17 protein-coding genes and 1 pseudogene are annotated in these 18,025 nt (G+C 63.9%); 11 read left to right on the forward strand and 7 right to left on the reverse strand.

Annotated elements, in window-relative coordinates; all coding sequences use genetic code 11:
* Positions 1 to 8: 8 nt before the first annotated feature.
* Together tsf and rpsB are read right to left on the reverse strand one after the other, a co-directional pair.
* A complete protein-coding gene (tsf, locus tag GYB81_RS19105; protein WP_013716423.1) occupies positions 9 to 872 on the reverse strand; it encodes a translation elongation factor Ts in 864 nt (287 codons plus the stop codon).
* Between the two features lie 111 nt (positions 873 to 983).
* Positions 984 to 1,724 (reverse strand): 30S ribosomal protein S2, encoded by a 741-nt coding sequence (gene rpsB / locus GYB81_RS19110; protein ID WP_161867631.1) that lies wholly within the window; start codon positions 1,722 to 1,724, stop codon positions 984 to 986.
* Between the two features lie 293 nt (positions 1,725 to 2,017).
* Between rpsB and map the strand changes: the two genes are divergently transcribed.
* Positions 2,018 to 2,800, forward strand: a complete 783-nt coding sequence (gene map, locus GYB81_RS19115) for a type I methionyl aminopeptidase (protein ID WP_161867630.1) — start codon at positions 2,018 to 2,020, stop codon at positions 2,798 to 2,800.
* A gap of 59 nt (positions 2,801 to 2,859) precedes the next feature.
* A complete protein-coding gene (locus GYB81_RS19120) occupies positions 2,860 to 5,556 on the forward strand; it encodes a [protein-PII] uridylyltransferase (RefSeq protein WP_161867629.1) in 2,697 nt (898 codons plus the stop codon).
* A 39-nt stretch (positions 5,557 to 5,595) separates the two neighbouring features.
* On the opposite strand, the gene GYB81_RS25290 is transcribed toward GYB81_RS19120, so the two are convergent.
* Both GYB81_RS25290 and GYB81_RS25295 read right to left on the reverse strand, forming a co-directional pair.
* Entirely contained in the window at positions 5,596 to 6,360 is a 765-nt protein-coding gene (locus GYB81_RS25290; protein WP_438810723.1) for a methyl-accepting chemotaxis protein, read from the reverse strand.
* A gap of 90 nt (positions 6,361 to 6,450) precedes the next feature.
* Positions 6,451 to 7,488, reverse strand: a pseudogene (locus GYB81_RS25295) (HAMP domain-containing protein); the annotation flags it as partial.
* Between the two features lie 197 nt (positions 7,489 to 7,685).
* On the opposite strand from GYB81_RS25295, the gene dapC reads away from it, so the two are divergent.
* The 6 genes from dapC (at position 7,686) to GYB81_RS19155 (ending at position 12,985) form a co-directional block, all read left to right on the forward strand.
* A complete protein-coding gene (gene dapC, locus GYB81_RS19130; protein ID WP_161867627.1) occupies positions 7,686 to 8,882 on the forward strand; it encodes a succinyldiaminopimelate transaminase in 1,197 nt (398 codons plus the stop codon).
* Between the two features lie 272 nt (positions 8,883 to 9,154).
* Complete coding sequence (locus GYB81_RS19135; RefSeq protein ID WP_161867626.1) at positions 9,155 to 9,502, forward strand: ArsC family reductase; 348 nt, start codon at positions 9,155 to 9,157, stop codon at positions 9,500 to 9,502.
* Positions 9,503 to 9,538: 36 nt separating this feature from the next.
* Positions 9,539 to 10,573: a 2,3,4,5-tetrahydropyridine-2,6-dicarboxylate N-succinyltransferase gene (dapD, locus tag GYB81_RS19140; RefSeq protein WP_161867625.1), complete on the forward strand. Its 1,035-nt coding sequence runs from the start codon at positions 9,539 to 9,541 to the stop codon at positions 10,571 to 10,573.
* An 82-nt stretch (positions 10,574 to 10,655) separates the two neighbouring features.
* Complete coding sequence (locus GYB81_RS19145; RefSeq protein ID WP_161867624.1) at positions 10,656 to 11,858, forward strand: aminotransferase class V-fold PLP-dependent enzyme; 1,203 nt, start codon at positions 10,656 to 10,658, stop codon at positions 11,856 to 11,858.
* Positions 11,859 to 11,976: 118 nt separating this feature from the next.
* Entirely contained in the window at positions 11,977 to 12,387 is a 411-nt protein-coding gene (locus GYB81_RS19150) for a SufE family protein (RefSeq protein WP_161867623.1), read from the forward strand.
* Between the two features lie 67 nt (positions 12,388 to 12,454).
* Entirely contained in the window at positions 12,455 to 12,985 is a 531-nt protein-coding gene (locus tag GYB81_RS19155) for a hypothetical protein (protein WP_161867622.1), read from the forward strand.
* A 19-nt stretch (positions 12,986 to 13,004) separates the two neighbouring features.
* On the opposite strand, the gene GYB81_RS19160 is transcribed toward GYB81_RS19155, so the two are convergent.
* The 3 genes from GYB81_RS19160 to tcdA all read right to left on the reverse strand — a co-directional run bounded on the left by GYB81_RS19160 (position 13,005) and on the right by tcdA (position 15,308).
* The gene (locus tag GYB81_RS19160; RefSeq protein ID WP_161867621.1) at positions 13,005 to 13,466 is read right to left on the reverse strand and encodes a YehS family protein; all 462 of its coding nucleotides are present in this window, start codon (positions 13,464 to 13,466) and stop codon (positions 13,005 to 13,007) included.
* A 31-nt stretch (positions 13,467 to 13,497) separates the two neighbouring features.
* Complete coding sequence (locus GYB81_RS19165; RefSeq protein WP_233787636.1) at positions 13,498 to 14,277, reverse strand: substrate-binding periplasmic protein; 780 nt, start codon at positions 14,275 to 14,277, stop codon at positions 13,498 to 13,500.
* 221 nt (positions 14,278 to 14,498) lie between these two features.
* The gene (gene tcdA, locus GYB81_RS19170; RefSeq protein WP_024308922.1) at positions 14,499 to 15,308 is read right to left on the reverse strand and encodes a tRNA cyclic N6-threonylcarbamoyladenosine(37) synthase TcdA; all 810 of its coding nucleotides are present in this window, start codon (positions 15,306 to 15,308) and stop codon (positions 14,499 to 14,501) included.
* A 196-nt stretch (positions 15,309 to 15,504) separates the two neighbouring features.
* Between tcdA and dapE the strand changes: the two genes are divergently transcribed.
* From dapE to GYB81_RS19185, 3 genes are read left to right on the forward strand one after another with little or no spacing between them, the layout of a single operon-like run.
* Positions 15,505 to 16,647, forward strand: coding sequence for a succinyl-diaminopimelate desuccinylase (dapE, locus tag GYB81_RS19175; protein ID WP_161867619.1), 1,143 nt, complete (start codon positions 15,505 to 15,507; stop codon positions 16,645 to 16,647).
* Positions 16,644 to 17,456: a putative RNA methyltransferase gene (locus GYB81_RS19180; protein WP_161867618.1), complete on the forward strand. Its 813-nt coding sequence runs from the start codon at positions 16,644 to 16,646 to the stop codon at positions 17,454 to 17,456. Before dapE ends, GYB81_RS19180 begins: the two co-directional genes overlap by 4 nt.
* A gap of 5 nt (positions 17,457 to 17,461) precedes the next feature.
* Positions 17,462 to 17,833, forward strand: a complete 372-nt coding sequence (locus GYB81_RS19185; RefSeq protein WP_161867617.1) for a hypothetical protein — start codon at positions 17,462 to 17,464, stop codon at positions 17,831 to 17,833.
* Positions 17,834 to 18,025 lie beyond the last annotated feature (192 nt).

Raw genomic sequence — 18,025 nt, forward strand, 5'->3', positions numbered from 1 at the left:
ACCGCCGATTACTGCTTGCTGGCAGCAACCTGAGCGGCAACTTCGGCAGCGAAGTCGGTCTCGGCCTTCTCGATGCCCTCGCCCACTTCGTAACGAACGAAGGAAACGACTTCGGCACCGGCTTTCTTGACCAGGTCACCGACCTTGACTTCCGGATCCATGATGAAGGCTTGCTCGACCAGGCTGGCTTCGGCCAGGAACTTGGCGATACGGCCTTTGACCATGTTTTCCACGATGTTTTCCGGCTTGCCGGCGATCTTCTCGGCGTTCAGCTGCAGGAAGATTTCCTTTTCCTTGGCAACCAGCTCCTCGGAAACCTGGTCCGGGGAAACAACGGCCGGGTTGGAAGCGGCAACGTGCATGGCAACGTGCTTGGCCAGTTCGTCGTTGCCGCCTTTCAGGACAACCAGAACGCCGATGCGGTGGCCGTGCAGGTAGGCACCAACGGTTTCACCGGAAACGGCAGTCAGACGACGGATGTTGACGTTCTCGCCGCACTTGGCAACCAGGGCTTCACGAGCCGACTCGCGGGAAGCGATCAGCGGAGCAGCGTCGGTCAGGTTCTTCTCGAAGGCTTCGTCGATGCTTTCTTTGACGAAGGCCTTGAAGTCGTCCTGCAGGGCCAGGAAGTCGGTCTGCGAGTTGACTTCGATGATCACGCCACGGCCACCTTCGACGCGAACGGCGATGGAGCCTTCGGCGGCGATGTTGCCGGCCTTCTTGGCGGCCTTGATGGCACCGGAAGCGCGCATGTCATCAATGGCTTTCTCGATATCGCCACCAGCGGCAACCAGGGCCTTCTTGCATTCCATCATGCCTTGGCCGGTACGCTCGCGCAGTTCTTTAACCAGGGCTGCAGTAATCTCTGCCATCTTGAAAATCCTCTCGGTAGGTCTTCAACCAAATCAAATCTTTGAGTGGCAAAAAGGGGGCCTAGCCCCCTTCTTGCACAGCGCATAACGCTAAATGCTTGGCGTTACCGCTTAGCCTTCGGCGCTCTCGGCCGCGGCTTCTTCGACGAACTCTTCAGTCGCGCCGCCAGCGTTGCTGCGACCACGGATCACGGCGTCAGCCATGGCACCCATGTACAGCTGGATGGCGCGGATGGCGTCATCGTTACCCGGGATGATGTAGTCAACGCCTTCCGGGCTGCTGTTGGTATCGACGACGCCGATAACCGGGATGCCCAACTTGTTGGCTTCGGTGATGGCAATGCGCTCGTGGTCAACGTCGATCACGAACAGAGCGTCCGGCAGACCGCCCATGTCCTTGATACCACCCAGGCTGCGATCCAGTTTTTCCAGATCGCGGGTACGCATCAGGGCTTCTTTCTTGGTCAGCTTGGCGAAGGTGCCGTCCTGGGACTGGGTTTCCAGCTCGCGCAGGCGCTTGATCGAAGCACGGATGGTCTTGTAGTTGGTCAGCATGCCGCCCAGCCAGCGGTGATCGACGAACGGCGAGCCGCAACGAGCAGCTTCTTCGCGAACGATCTTGCCAGCGGAACGCTTGGTGCCGACGAACAGGATCTTGTTCTTGCCAGCAGCCAGCTTTTCAACGAACGACAGGGCGTCGTTGAACATCGGCAGGGTTTTTTCGAGGTTGATGATGTGAATCTTGTTGCGCGCGCCGAAAATGTACTTACCCATTTTCGGGTTCCAGTAACGGGTCTGGTGGCCGAAGTGCACACCGGCCTTCAGCATATCGCGCATGTTGACTTGGGACATGATAGTTCCTTGATAAGTCGGGTTAGGCCTCCACGCATCCCAGCTTCCAACCCTCGAACTTGTCGAAAGGCACCCAGGAAACCGTGTCGATACGTGTGTGGGTTTGAGCTTTCGGGCGCAGTGCCCGTAAAGCGGCGCGTTTTATACCACACAAAGCCGGCGCAGGCTACAAAAGCTCGCAAAGAACCCGACACTTCAAGCCTGACCAGCGTCCGCACTTACGCCGGCCTTTGGGGCTGGCGCGGCGAAGCTGCTAAGATGGCACCCTTTCCGTTCGTGCCCGAGAGCTTCATATGACCGTCACCATCAAATCCGCCGAAGAAATCGAGAAAATGCGCGTGGCCGGCCGCCTGGCCGCCGAAGTGCTGGAGATGATCGGCGAACACGTCAAGCCGGGCGTGACCACCGAAGAGCTGGATCGCATTTGCCACGACTATATCGTCAACGTGCAGAAGGCCATTCCCGCCCCGCTCAACTACAAGGGCTTCCCCAAATCGATCTGCACCTCGATCAACCACGTGGTGTGTCATGGCATTCCCAACGAAAAGCCATTGAAGGATGGCGACGTGCTGAACATCGACATCACCGTGATCAAGGATGGCTACCACGGCGATACCAGCAAGATGTTCATGGTCGGCAAGGTCGCCGAATGGGCCGAGCGCCTGGCCAAGGTCACTCAGGAATGCATGTATAAAGGCATCGAACTGGTCAAGCCGGGCGCACGCCTGGGCGACATCGGCGAAGTGATCCAGAAGCATGCCGAGAAGAACGGTTTCTCCGTGGTCCGCGAATACTGCGGCCATGGCATCGGCGCCGTGTTCCATGAAGAGCCACAGGTGTTGCACTACGGCAAGGCCGGCACCGGCATGGAGCTCAAGGAAGGCATGACCTTCACCATCGAGCCGATGATCAATCAGGGTCGCCCGGAAACCCGCTTGCTCGGCGATGGCTGGACCGCCATCACCAAGGACCGCAAGCTTTCCGCGCAATGGGAACACACCGTACTGGTCACCGCTGACGGCTACGAGATCCTGACCCTGCGCAGCGACGACACCATCGCACGTACGTCCGCCTGAGCCGATACCGCAATGGCGCGCGAACGCACCCCAGGCCCTATATAGAGGAAGGCAACTGCATGCCGCAGATGGACCCCGAACTGTTTGACCGCGGTCAGTTCCAGGCCGAGCTGGCGCTCAAATCCAGCCCCATCGCTGCATTCAAGAAGGCCATCCGCAGCGCGCGGGAAGTGCTGGATACGCGCTTTCGCGAGGGGCGCGACATTCGCCGCCTGGTCGAGGATCGCGCCTGGTTCGTCGACCAGATACTGCAGGAGGCGTGGAAGCGCTTTGCCTGGAGCGAGGACGCCGACATCGCCCTGCTCGCCGTCGGTGGTTATGGCCGCGGCGAGCTGCATCCCTACTCGGATATCGACCTGCTGATCCTGCTCGGCAGCGACGATCACGAGGTTTTTCGCGAGCCCATCGAAGGCTTTCTCACCCTGCTCTGGGACATCGGCCTGGAAGTGGGCCAGAGCGTACGTTCGGTCGAAGAATGCGCCGAAGAGGCGCGCGCCGACCTGACGGTGATCACCAACCTGATGGAAAGCCGCACCATCGCCGGTCCGGAACGCCTGCGCCAGCGCATGCAGCAGGTCACCAGCACCGATCAGATGTGGCCGAGCAAGCACTTCTACCAAGCCAAGCGCGACGAGCGCAGAGCGCGCCACGCCAAATACAACGATACCGAATACAACCTCGAGCCCAACGTCAAAGGCTCGCCCGGAGGCCTGCGCGACATCCAGACCGTGCTCTGGGTCGCCCGCCGCCAGTTCGACACGCTCAACCTGCAGGCCCTGGTGGGCCAGGGCTTTCTGCTGGAAAGCGAGTACGCCCTGCTCTCCTCCAGCCAGGAGTTCCTGTGGAAGGTGCGCTATGCCCTGCACATGCTGGCCGGGCGTGCGGAAGATCGCCTGCTGTTCGACTACCAGGCCAGAATCGCCACCCTGTTCGGCTATCAGGACGGTGATGGCAAGCGCAGCATCGAACATTTCATGCAGAAGTACTACCGCGTGGTGATGGGCATCTCCGAGCTGTCGGACCTGATCAACCAGCACTTCGAGGAGGTCATCCTGCGTGCCGGCGAAAGCGGCGCGGCCACACCGCTGAACAGCCGCTTCCAGATTCGCGACGGTTATATCGAAGTCACCCACCCGAACGTCTTCAAGCGCACGCCGTTCGCCATCATCGAAATCTTCGTACTGATGGCGCAGCACCCGGAGATCAAGGGTGTACGGGCCGACAGCATCCGGCTGCTACGTGACAGCCGCCACCTGATCGACGACGACTTCCGCAAGGACATCCGCAACACCAGCCTGTTCATCGAGCTGTTCAAGTGCAAGGAAGGTATCCACCGCAACCTGCGGCGGATGAACCGCTATGGCATTCTCGGCCGCTACCTGCCGGAGTTCGGCCACATCGTCGGGCAGATGCAGCACGACCTGTTCCACATATATACGGTCGATGCGCACACCCTCAACCTGATCAAGCACCTGCGCAAGTTCCGCTGGCCGGAGCTGGCAGAGAAATTCCCGCTGGCCAGCAAGCTCATCGACAGACTGCCCAAGCCCGAGCTGATCTACCTCGCCGGCCTCTACCACGACATCGGCAAGGGCCGTGGCGGCGATCACTCCGAACTCGGCGCGGTCGACGCCGAAGCCTTCGCCCGCCGCCACCACCTGCCGGCGTGGGACAGCGCGCTGATCGTGTGGCTGGTGCAGCACCACCTGGTCATGTCCACCACCGCGCAACGCAAGGACCTTTCCGACCCGCAGGTGATCCACGACTTCGCCCAGTTCGTCGGCGACCAGACGCACCTGGACTACCTCTACGTGCTGACCGTGGCCGACATCAACGCCACCAACCCCAGCCTGTGGAACTCCTGGCGCGCCAGCCTGCTGCGCCAGCTCTACACCGAGACCAAGCGCGCACTGCGCCGCGGCCTGGAAAACCCGCTGGATCGCGAAGAACAGATTCGCCAGACGCAAAGTGCGGCGCTGGACATCCTGGTGCGCGGCGGTACCGACCCGGACGACGCCGAGCAGCTATGGAGCCAGCTTGGCGACGACTACTTCCTGCGCCATACGGCCAGCGACGTGGCCTGGCACACCGATGCCATCCTCCAGCACCCCAACGATGGCGGCCCGCTGGTGCTGATGAAGGAAACCACCCAACGCGAATTCGAGGGCGGTACGCAGATCTTCATCTACGCCCCGGACCAGCATGATTTCTTCGCGGTGACCGTGGCGGCGATGAGCCAGCTCAACCTGAACATTCACGACGCACGCATCATCACCTCCACCAGCCAGTTCACCCTGGACACCTACGTGGTGCTGGATGCCGACGGCGGCTCGATCGGCGACAACCCGGCGCGCATCCAGCAGATCCGCGCCGGCCTGATCGAAGCGCTGAAGAACCCCGACGACTATCCGACCATCATCCAGCGCCGGGTGCCGCGCCAGCTCAAGCACTTCGCCTTCGCCCCGCAGGTGACCATTCACAATGACGCGCAGCGGCCGGTGACCATACTCGAGCTGACCGCCCCGGACCGCCCCGGCCTGCTGGCTCGGATCGGACGCATCTTCCTCGAATACGACCTGTCGCTGCAGAACGCCAAGATCGCCACGCTGGGCGAGCGGGTCGAAGACGTGTTCTTCATCACCGACGCCAATGGCCAGCCGTTGTCCGACCCCGAGTTCTGCGCCCGCCTGCAGGAGGCGATCATCGCCAAGCTCGCCGAGCCAAGTGCCCCGAGCGCGACGCAGATCACCTTCTGAGCCGTGCGGATGCGGCGGATGCCGCATCCCCGGGCAGGGTCAGATCCTGAAGCTGTCCACCAGCTGCTTGAGGCGGCGGACCTGCTGATCCAGTTCGGTACAGGCGCTGAGGCTGGACTGCAGGTTGCGCACGCCGTCCTGGTTCAGCGTGTTGATCTCGGTGATGTCCATGTTCAGGCTCTCGATCACCGAAGTCTGCTCCTCGGTAGCGGTCGCAACCGACTGGTTCATGCCGTCGATTTCACCGATGCGCCGGGTCACGCCGCGCAGGTTCTCGCCGGCCTGCCCGCCAATGCGCACGCTGTCGTCGCTGAAGCGGCGGCTCTCGGCCATGGTCGCCACGGCGTCACGGGCGCCGGCCTGCAACTGCTCGATCATCTGCTGAATCTCCAGCGCCGAGCTCTGCGTACGCTGCGCCAGGTTGCGCACCTCATCGGCGACCACGGCAAAACCTCGCCCGGCCTCGCCGGCACGCGCCGCTTCGATGGCGGCGTTGAGCGCCAGCAGATTGGTCTGCTCGGAAATACCCTTGATCACGTCGAGAATCTGGCCGATGTCGTTGCTCTTCTCGCTGAGCAGTTCGATATGCCGACCGGAGGCCTGGATCTTTTCCGACAACTCGCCCATCGAGCCCAGGGTACGCTCCACCATGCCCTGGCCTTCCTCGGCGTCACGGCGCGCGTCGCTGGCCTGCACCGAGGCATCGGCGGCATTGCGCGCGATCTCCTGGGCGGCTGCGCCCAGTTCGTTGATCGCCGCTGCGACGCTGTCGGTACGCGCCGCCTGCTCGCTGGAGTTGTCCATGGAGGCATTGGACGCCTGCACCACGGTGCTCACCCGTGCATGCACCTCGCGGGTCGCCGAGGCCACTTCGCGGATGGATTCGTGAATACGCTCGACGAAGCGGTTGAAGGCCCCCGCCAGCTCACCGAACTCGTCACCGGAAGCGATCGTCAGGCGCTGGGTCAGATCGCCCTCGCCCTCGGCAATGCCACCCATCGCGTGGCTCATCACGTGCAGCGGACGCAACAGGATACGAATCAGCGCGCCGAGCAGGATCAGGATGCTGACCACACCGACGATCGTGACCATCAGCACGGAAAGGCGGAACTCCCTGAGCGCGGCGAACGCCTTGCCTTCATCGACGGACAGGCCGACGTACCAGCGCACCCCAGCCAGCCCCTGCACCGGCAGGAAGGTCACCAGGCGGGCGCTGCCATCGATGGACGAAGCGCCTTGCAGATCGGACTGCAGACGCGGCGCACCACCGGGGAACGCTTCGGCGAGGGTCTTGAGCACCAGGCTCTTGTCCGGATGCACCAGCACCGTGCCCTGCTCGTCGACCAGGAAGGCATAGCCCATGCCGCCGAGGTCGAAGGAATTGAGGATATCGTCGATCGTCTGCAGCTTGAGGTCGCCGCCGACCACGCCTTGCAGCGCAGCACCGGCACTGACCGGCCGGGTGATGGTGATCAGCAGGCCGTCACGCGGATCGGCCGCCAGATAGGGCGCTGTCAGCCCCGGGCCGCTGCTGCCCTGCGCACTCTTGTACCAGGGGCGCTGACGCGGATCGTAACCGGCCGGCAACTCGCTGGCGGGGTACTGGGTATAGGTACCGTCAGCCTGGCCGTAGTAGGCATAAAGGAAGGCCGAAGCGATGCTGCGGTGCTGCAGGTTGCGGCGCAGTGACTCGGGCGAGCTGTCGTCCTGGACCGACTCGGCGAGGTTATCCAGCAATTGCATGCGCCCATCGAGCCAGTGCCGGATGTTGCCAGTGGACACCAGACCGACGTCCTTGAGGTAGTTCGACAGGTTGTCGCGGATCGCGTTGCGCTGCAGGTAATCGTTGTACAGGGCAAACGACGCGAAAGCCGCGACGACGACCAGGGAAGCAGCCAGCATGATCTTGTGGCTGAACTTGAGGGTACGCATGGGGAGAGCTCACCGGAGGGATAAACGGATAACGCCAGGGTTATCGGCCGGGCATCCGCGGTCTTGAGCCGCATCGGCATCGGTCTGGCGACCTGAGCAGATGGAAAACGCACGGAAGAAGGGAATTTCCCCGAAAAGCCTGCCGTGCTAGTGTCGCCAGCTTTGTCGCCGCCTCACAAAGGACCCGTCGGATCATCATGAACCACGCCCTCGCCCAGCTGCAGCCCTACCCGTTCGAAAAGCTCCGCGCCCTGCTCGGCGGCGTGCAACCTGCCGCCGACCGCTCGCCCATCGCCCTGTCGATCGGCGAGCCCAAGCACCGCTCGCCGGACTTCGTCGGCCAGGCACTGACCGCCAACCTCGACAAACTGGCGGTGTATCCCACTACCCTGGGCCTGCCCGAGCTGCGCCAGAGCATTGCCAACTGGTGCGAACGCCGCTTCGGCGTACCGGCCGGCTGGCTGGACGCAGCGCGCCATGTGCTGCCGGTCAATGGCACACGCGAAGCGCTTTTCGCCTTTACCCAGACGGTGGTCGACCGTAATGCCAAGGGGCTGGTGGTCAGCCCCAATCCCTTCTATCAGATCTATGAAGGTGCTGCGTTCCTTGCCGGTGCCGAACCGCACTATCTGCCGTGCCTGGAAGCCCACGGCTTCAACCCGGACTTCGACGCGGTGCCGGCAGAGGTCTGGCGGCGCTGCCAGATCCTGTTCCTCTGCTCGCCGGGCAACCCCACCGGCGCGCTGATTCCCGTGGCAACGCTGAAGAAGCTGATCGCCCTGGCCGACGAGCACGACTTCGTCATAGCCGCCGACGAGTGCTACAGCGAGCTGTACTTCGACGAGGACGCCCCGCCACCCGGCCTGCTCAGTGCTTGCGCCGAGCTGGGGCGCAGCGATTTCAAACGCTGCGTGGTATTTCACAGCCTGTCCAAGCGCTCCAACCTGCCTGGCCTGCGCTCGGGCTTCGTCGCCGGCGACGCCGAGATCCTCAAGCAATTTTTGCTGTACCGCACCTACCACGGCTGCGCTATGCCGGTACAAACCCAGCTGGCCAGCGTGGCGGCCTGGAACGACGAAGCGCACGTGCGCGCCAACCGCGATCTGTACCGCGAGAAGTTCGATGCGGTGCTGAAGATTCTGGCCCCGGTGATGGACGTGCAGCGCCCGGACGGCGGCTTCTATCTGTGGGCACGCACGCCGGGTGACGACACCCTGTTCACCCGCGACCTGTTCGCCGCCGAACACGTGACCGTGGTGCCGGGCTCGTACCTGTCGCGCGAGGTCGATGGCGTCAACCCGGGCGCCGGGCGCGTGCGCATGGCGCTGGTCGCCCCCCTGGCCGAATGCATCGAGGCCGCTGAACGCATCGCCCGTTTCATTCGCAGCGCCTGAGAGGCTTCAACCGTCGCGGCTAAAGCCCCTCCCACAGCTACTTGGCTTGCAGGAGGGGCTTTGGCAGCAAGCCTCTGACTCCGTAGCCGGATGCAATCCGGGGATAGCCCGGCCAAGGCTTCCCGGATTGCATCCGGGCTACGCGTATCTGCGCGATCGCTCCGCCTGACACACATCGCAGCGACAGCCGCCGCCACATCAGGATACGACGTGGCATAATGGCCGGCCGTATTTCCGGACCTTCCGGCACGCCACTCATCAGAGGAAGATCAATGAGTTACGTCCTGTATGGCATCAAGGCCTGCGACACGATGAAAAAGGCCAGAACCTGGCTCGATGAACATCAGGTCGACTATGCCTTTCACGACTACAAGAGTGTCGGGATCGACCGTGCAAACCTGGAAAAGTGGTGCAACGAGCATGGCTGGCAGACCATTCTGAACCGCGCCGGCACCACCTTCCGCAAGCTCGATGACGCGCAGAAAGCAGACATCGACCAGGCCAAGGCCATCGACCTGATGCTGGCCCAACCGTCGATGATCAAGCGCCCGGTACTCGATCTGGGCGACAAGACCCTGGTCGGTTTCAAACCGGATAACTACCAAGCCGCGCTGGCCTGATCAACCTCACCCGATTTCGTTGCAAGGAACCCAACTATGAGCACTTCTCTCTTCAGCATCGCCTTCGGCGTTGGCACCCAGAACCGTCAGGGCAACTGGCTGGAAGTCTTCTATGCCCTGCCGCTGCTCAATCCGGCCAGCGAGCTGGTGGCCAAGGCCGCCGAAAAACTCGGCTACCAGGGCGGCAACCAGGCCATCGCGTTCACCACTGCACAAGCGGCCGATCTGGCCGAAGCGCTGAAAGGCGTGGACGCTGCTCAAGCCGCGCTACTGACCCGCCTGGCCGAAAGCCACAATCCGCTGGTCGCCACTTTCCTGGCTGAGGATGCTGCCCTAACCAGCACCCCGGAGGCCTACCTCAAGCTGCACCTGCTGTCGCATCGCCTGGTCAAGCCGCACGGCCTGAGCCTGGCCGGCATCTTCCCGCTGCTGCCCAACGTCGCCTGGACCAGCCAGGGCGCCATCGACCTCGCCGAGCTGGCCGAGCGCCAACTGGAAGCGCGCCTGAAGGGCGAACTGCTGGAAGTGTTCTCGGTGGACAAGTTCCCGAAAATGACCGACTACGTGGTGCCGGCCGGCGTGCGTATCGCCGACAGCGCCCGCGTGCGCCTGGGTGCCTACATCGGAGAAGGCACCACCGTGATGCACGAGGGCTTCGTCAACTTCAACGGCGGCACCGAAGGCCCTGGCATGATCGAAGGTCGCGTTTCCGCTGGCGTATTCGTCGGCAAGGGTTCGGACCTGGGCGGCGGCTGCTCGACCATGGGTACCCTGTCCGGCGGCGGCAACATCATCATCAGCGTTGGCGAAGGCTGCCTGATCGGCGCCAACGCCGGCATCGGCATCCCGCTGGGCGACCGCAACACCGTCGAAGCCGGCCTGTACATCACCGCCGGTACCAAGGTGAACCTGCTCGACGAGGGCAACGCCCTGGTCAAGGTGGTCAAGGCGCGCGAACTGGCTGGCCAGCCGGACCTGCTGTTCCGCCGCAACTCGCTGACCGGCGCCGTGGAGTGCAAGACCCACAAGTCGGCTATCGAGCTGAACGAAGCCCTGCACGCCCACAACTGACCGGAGCGGCTTCAGGCCGCAAGCTACAGGCCGCAGGCGGAGCGCTTGAGCCTGAAGCCTGGGGCCTGAAGCCTGAAGCCCTATGCTTTTGTCCCCCTGGCGTGCCGACTTCCCCGGCATTCTTGCCCTCCAAGCCGAAGGCCAGACCTATCTGGACAGCGCCGCCACCGCGCAGAAGCCGCAGGCGGTGCTCGACGCCCTGCTCGGCTACTACGCCGGCGGTGTGGCCAACGTGCATCGTGCCCAGCACCTGCCAGGTGAACGCGCCACCCGCGCCTTCGAGGCGACACGCAGCAAGGCCGCGCAATGGCTGAATGCGGCCAGCGCCGAGGAGATCATCTTTACCCGCGGCAGCACCGAATCACTCAACCTGCTGGCCTATGGCCTGGAGTACTTGCTGCAGCCGGGCGAGCAGATCGTCATCAGCGCGCTGGAACACCACGCCAATCTGCTGCCCTGGCAGCAACTGGCCAAGCGCCGCAGCCTGGAGCTGGTGGTGCTGCCGCTCAATGATACGGGCACGATCGACCTGGCCCAGGCCGCCCGGCTGATCGGCCCGCGCACTCGCCTACTGGCGGTTTCGCAGTTGTCCAACGTGCTCGGGTGCTGGCAGCCACTTGCGGAACTGCTGACACTGGCGCGCACACAAGGCGCCTTGACTGTCGTCGATGGGGCACAGGGGGCGGTGCATGGCCGTCATGACATGCAGGCGCTGGGTTGCGACTTCTACCTGTGCTCCTCGCACAAGCTCTATGGCCCGGATGGCGTCGGCCTGCTGTATGGCCGCCGCGAAGCGTTGGGCAAATTGCAGCACTGGCAATTCGGCGGTGAGATGGTGCTCGATGCCGACTACCAGAGCGCGCGCTTTCGCCCTACTCCACTCGGCTTCGAGGCCGGTACGCCGGCCGTGTCCGCCGTGATAGCACTGGGCGCCACGCTGGATTGGCTTAGCGGCCTGGATCACGAGGCCGTGGCCCGGCACGAAGCGGCCCTGCATGCCGAACTGCTGGCCGGCCTGCAAGCACGTGACGGCGTGCGCCTGCTCGGCGAGCCGCAACTGGCACTGGCCAGCTTCTGCGTCGAAGGCGTGCATAACGCCGACCTGGCGCACCTGCTGACCGAACAGGGCATCGCCGTACGGGCCGGTCATCACTGCGCCATGCCACTGATGAAAAGCCTGGGCCTGAGTGGTGCGATTCGTGTCTCGCTCGGCCTGTACAACGATGGCGAAGATCTGCAGAGATTCTTCAGCGCCCTGGATAATGCGCTGGAGCTGCTGCGATGAAACGCCACCAACGGCTCTTCGTAGGAGCGGCTGGGCGGCATTCCGTTTCAGCCGCGAATATCGGCGCCCGGACCTTCGCGGCTGAAGCCGCTGCTACATGCTCCGAGAGCCTCTTGCCATGAGCCTGTCAGTCGCCGCGCAAGAGACACTGGAAGCCTTCACTGCCTGCCCTGGCTGGGAACAGCGCGCGCGCCTGCTGATGCAGTGGGGCGAACGCCTGGAACCGCTGAGCGATGCCGAACGGGTCGATGAGCACCGCGTGCATGGCTGCGACAGTCTGGTCTGGCTCGTTGCCGAGCGCCGCGACGGGCGCCTGCACTTTCGCGCCAGCAGCGATGCCCGCCTGCTGCGTGGTCTGCTCGCCGTGCTGCTGGTTCGAGTGGAAGGCTTGAGCAATGAACAACTGGCCTCGCTCGACCTGGCCGACTGGTTCATCCAACTCGGGCTGCAACGTCAACTGTCGCCCTCTCGCAGCAACGGTCTGAATGCCGTATTGCAGCGAATGAGGACACTGGCGCGGGAAAACTAGACGCAGCGCCAGCTCAGTCGGCAGCAATGGGTTATATTCGCGCGCCCAAAAACTCATGGAGCGAGTCATGCCTGCCATCGTGCGCACCGGGCTAAGTGCCCTGGCAACCCTGGTCGTACTGTATTTCAGTCAGCAACTGCTTCCCCATCTCCTGGTCCTGCTGCCAGAAAGCGTTGCGGCAGCGCTGCCGATAGAACCTTTCATCCTGAATCTGCTGCTGTCGGGCCTGCTGGCGGGCGTCTGCCTGGCACTGCTTGCAAGCAATCACCGTCTCGCCACTGCAGGGCTGGTCGCGCTTGGTTTGCTGGGCATCTACGCCTTCGGCTTCTACAGCAATCTCTGCAACGTGGAGGAAACGCAGCGCATTCACGCCGAGATGCAAACCATGCCCATGTACAACCTGGGGCGCCCCGTGGATGCGGAGCCAATTGCCATCGACTCGATTGCCAGCCTGAGCTATGCCTGCATCCTGCCAGAGGACCGCAGTGACAACCTGGCCACCATGACGTGGGACTTCCTCGTAAGGCTCGCAGCGATGCTGGCAGGCACGCTGCTGGTAGCGCGCCGGCGCTCGCGGACGCAACCTTCCGCCCACTGAACCGATGCAGCGAGCGGGCTCAGCCTCGCTCGCGCAACGTCAGGCCGCGCAGGAAATTGCGCAGAATCTGGTCGCCACACTCACGGTAGTGCTTGTGGCCCGGCGCGCGGAACAAGGCCCCCAGCTCGGTCTTGGTCATCGGCAGGTCAGCCGATTGCAGAATCGCCTGGACATCGTCGTCACGCAGCTCGAAGGCCACGCGCAGTTTCTTCAGGATGAGGTTGTTGCTCAGGCGCTTTTCCACCGGCAGGCGCGGCCGGCTTTCATCCTTGCCACGCTTGTAGAACACCAGACCTTCGAGCACGTGCGCCAGTAGCACATCGCTGCAGGATCGATAACCGGGCTCGTCCTCACGCAGCAGACAGGCCGAAATCAGGCCCGGCTCGACGGGATAGTCCGCCAGTTGGCAGAACGCCTCGAGCGTGCCATCGCTCACGTCCAGCAGATAGCGCAGGCTGCGCAGTACATCGTTATTGAGCATATGGAAAACTCTTGAGGTCGGCAGATGCCGCTCAGTCTCGCACGGCCCGAGCCGAGGTGCTGGGTTTCCAGTCGTCAGCATTACCGGAGTTGAGTGCCTGCTGCAGTCGCTGCAGGTCGCCACGCTCGGCAAAGTCTCGCAGCCGGGCATTGAATAGGCGCAGCAGCCTGATGCCCTCGGGGTCATCCTTGCGAAACAGCAAGCGCAGCGGCTCGGTGTTCAGCTGTCGTGGATGGTGGACGATGTGGCCGCCACCTTCCGGGAACAGGCGACGCAGCATGGCGTAGCCCACCGCGCGATCCTGTGGATGCAGATCGATCCGCCCAAGCTCCAGAAGGCGGAAACTGGTGTCCTCCTTGCCGTTCTGCATGACCTTCAGGCGGCCGGCCTGCAGCGCTTCGTCGAAAGCCGGGCCGTAGGAATAGCCGAGCGTAGTGCCGATGCGGTACTTCAGCAGGTCCTCGACCTGCGTCCAGTCGAACGCCTGGTCACGCCGATGAAACAGGACGATCTCGCCGCTTACCAACGGATCGCTGCAGATGCCGTAATTGAGCCGACTGGGCGTGCAGCTGTAGGGCATGATCGCGTGCAACTGGCCCTGCTGCAGCATCAGCACGTTGCGGTCCCAGGGGTGGAAGATGAACTCGGTCCGGTAGCCAGCCTCGGCAAAAACCGCACTGATCAGCCGCGCCAATGCGCCACCGTCGCTGCGCTCCTGGTCGACATAAGGCGCCCAGTCGCCGGTGCCGATACGCAGCGTCTGCGCTTCGGCCTGAGCAAGTCCTGGAGCAATCAGCAAAACAGGTAGCATCAAGCAGGCGAGCATCCGTGCCCCGAGCCTTTTCAGCGCTACGCCACAAGAACGCCGGGAGCGTTCGCTCTGCGAAGGCCCGCAGGGTTGTTGCCGCCAGGAATGGCCGGCAACAGGAAACAGGTACGACACAAATCACCTCTGATACGGGTCATGTTCGACGCATCCCTGTCTGCCGCTGCAACTTCCCCTCGCCCCAGCATAGTCTGCACGGGCTTTTTTCAATCCCTGGGCTGACGCTCTGCCGGGCGACGAGCGCCCGCTACCAGCTTGTCCACCAGTTTGGCCGCCGCGGCCATGCCGAAGCTGGCGGTAACCATCATCACCGCGCCGAAACCGCCGGCGCAGTCGAGCCTCACCCCTTCACCGACGAAGCCCTTGGCCTGGCACACCGTGCCGTCAGGCTTGGGATAGCGCAGCTGCTCGGTGGAGAACACGCAAGGCACGCTGTAGGTGCGACCCGGCGTGCGCGAGAAGCCGTAGTCGCGGCGCAACATCGAACGCACCTTGGCGGCCAGCGGATCATTGAAGGTCTTGTTCAGGTCGGTGACCTGAATCTGCGTCGGGTCGACCTGGCCACCGGCACCGCCGGTGGTGACGATCTGGATCTTGCGCCGCTTGCACCAGGCGATCAGCGCGGCCTTGGCCGGCACGCTGTCGATGCAGTCGATCACACCGTCGAGCTGTTCGGTGATGTACTCGGCCATGGTCTCGCGGGTGACGAAATCGGCCACCGCATGCACCACGCAGGCCGGGTTGATGGCGCGGATGCGGGCTGCCATCTCGTCAACCTTGGCCTTGCCAACCGCCCCTTCGACGGCGTGTACCTGGCGATTGGTGTTGGTGATGCACACGTCGTCCAGATCGAACAGCGATATCTCGCCCACACCGCTGCGCGCCAGGGCTTCGGCCGCCCAGGAACCGACACCGCCGATGCCGACCACCGCCACGTGCGCCGCAGCAAGGCGTTGATAGCCCTCCTGGCCGTAAAGCCGGGCTATGCCGCCGAATCGCTGATCGTCTGTGTTCATCTCACCCCCTGCAGGAAGGCGCGCATTATAGAGATAGCACCCTGCCCACCCAAGCCTGCGGTACAGGTCAGCCGTCGGACTGTAGATCAGCCTGCATGGTGGTGAATGTGCCTCGCGGCGCGTCTGATGACCTGATCGGTAACGACTTTTGCTTTAAGATGGCCAGCCTTCACGCCAGCCGCCGTACGGAGCCGCAATGACCGCCACCCTCACCCCGACCCTGGAGCTTGCCTTCGACCTGATCCGCCGCCCGTCCGTGACGCCGGTCGACGAAGGTTGCCAGGAGCTGATGATGCGCCGTCTGGCCGCCTGCGGCTTCGAGGTGGAGCGCATGCGCATCGAAGAGGTGGAGAACTTCTGGGCCAAACGCGGTGGTGACGGCCCGGTGCTGTGCTTCGCCGGCCACACCGACGTGGTGCCTACCGGCCCGCTGGAGGCCTGGCAGTACCAGCCGTTCGACGTACGCGTCGACGAAGAGGGCATGCTCTGCGGCCGTGGCGCGGCCGACATGAAAGGCAGCCTGGCGAGCATGATCATCGCCGTCGAGCGCTTCGTCGCCGACTACCCGAACCACAAGGGCGCCATCAGCTTCCTGATCACCAGCGACGAGGAAGGCCCGGCCCAGCATGGCACCAAGGCCGTGGTCGAGCGACTGCGCGAGCGCAACGAGCGCCTGGACTGGTGCATCGTCGGCGAACCGTCGAGCACCACCCTGCTCGGCGACGTGGTGAAGAACGGCCGCCGCGGCTCGCTCGGCTGCACCCTCACCGTCTACGGCAAGCAGGGCCACGTGGCCTACCCGCACCTGGCGAAGAACCCGATTCACCTGGCCGCCCCGGCACTGGCCGAACTGGCCGCCGAGCACTGGGATCATGGCAACGACTACTTCCCGCCGACCAGCTTCCAGGTGTCCAACCTCAACTCCGGCACCGGCGCCACCAACGTCATCCCCGGCGAACTGAAGGCGGTGTTCAATTTCCGCTTCTCCACCGAATCCACCGTCGAGGGCCTGCAGCAGCGCGTCACCGCCATCCTCGACAAGCACGGCCTGGATTATCACCTGGAGTGGGCGCTATCCGGCCTGCCCTTCCTCACCCAGCCGGGCGAGCTGCTCGACGCCGTCGCCGCCAGCATCAGGAACGTCACCGGTCGCGACACCACGCCGTCCACCAGCGGCGGCACCTCCGACGGCCGCTTCATCGCCACCCTGGGCACCCAGGTGGTCGAGCTGGGCCCGGTCAATGCCACCATCCATCAGATCAACGAGCGCGTACTGGCCAGCGATCTCGATCTGCTGACAGAGGTGTATTACCAGACCATGGTCAAGCTTCTCGCATGAGCCTGATCTGCCCCCTCTGCCAGACGCCGCTGGAGCCGAGTGGCAGCGGCCTGGTCTGCGCCAACCGGCACAGCTTCGACCGCGCACGCCAGGGGTACTACAACCTGCTGCCGGTGCAGCACAAGAACAGTCGCGACCCCGGCGACAACGCCGCCATGGTCGAGGCGCGCCGGCGCTTTCTCGAAGGCGGTCACTACGCACCGCTGGCCGCGCGCCTGGCGGCACTGGCGGCCGAGTACAAGCCGGCGCGCTGGCTGGATATCGGCTGTGGCGAGGGCTACTACACCGAGCAGATCGCCCGCGCCCTGCCCCACGCCGACGGCTACGCCCTGGACATCTCCCGCGAGGCGGTCAAACGCGCCTGCAAGCGCGCGCCGCAGCTGAGCTGGCTGGTGGCGAGCATGGCTCGCGTGCCACTGGCCGATGCCAGTTGCGAGCTGCTGGCCAGCGTGTTCAGCCCGCTGGACTGGGCCGAGGCCAAGCGCCTGCTAGCCCCCGGCGGCGGCCTGCTGCGCATGGGCCCGACCCGCGTGCACCTGATGGAGCTGCGGCAGAAGCTGTATGACGAGGTGCGCGACTATGACGACGAGAAGCACCTGGCGCTGATCCCGCCGGGCTTGCAACTGGCGCATAGCGAGACCCTGCAGTTTCCGCTGCATCTGGCCCAGCCCGAAGCGCGCGCCGACCTGCTGGCCATGACCCCGCACGGCTGGCGCGCCAGTGCCGAACGCCGTGAAGCGGTGATTGCCGAGCCCTTCGAAGTTACCGTCGCCATCCGCTACGATTGGATCGTCAAAACTCAGGAATGAACCCAATGCGCCAACCGGACATCGAGATCTACCTCAAAGACGCCGAACGCGACGCCGTGGCGCAATGGCTGGGTGAAGCCCTCGGCCCGTGCAGCGAATGGCAACAAAAAGGCCAGACCTTCAAGTGCAAGGCCGGCGTCGTGCCGGTGACCTGGCTGCCGAAAGCCGTGGGCAAATGGCACAGCCTGTACCTGGAAAGCGACGCCACGCCCTGGGCCGACGATCTGGCCTGCGCTCGCGCCGCCCATGCCGCGCTTGGCGTGCAGATCCGCTGCGCGCCTGGCACCTGGGTCGAGGATGAAAGCGACGAGGAAGCCGACCGCTGGATCAAGATCGATGCCGATGGCGAAACCGAGATCGTCTGGCGTACCGAATAAAGCGGCCGCTTCGCGGCCATCTGATGCCCCTCTCCCGCTTGCGGGATACGACTGCATGGATGCAGGAGGTAGGGCGACGCAGGATGCCAAAGCCGAGGGTGCCCGAAGGGCGGGAGAGGGTCAGGGGCCGCCAAAGGTTGGAGCCAGCAGGCAATTTCGCGGCGCTCCGGCCCTCTCCCCCAGCCCCTCTCC

Origin of the sequence: Pseudomonas yangonensis, assembly GCF_009932725.1 — a bacterium.
GTDB lineage: Bacteria > Pseudomonadota > Gammaproteobacteria > Pseudomonadales > Pseudomonadaceae > Aquipseudomonas > Aquipseudomonas yangonensis.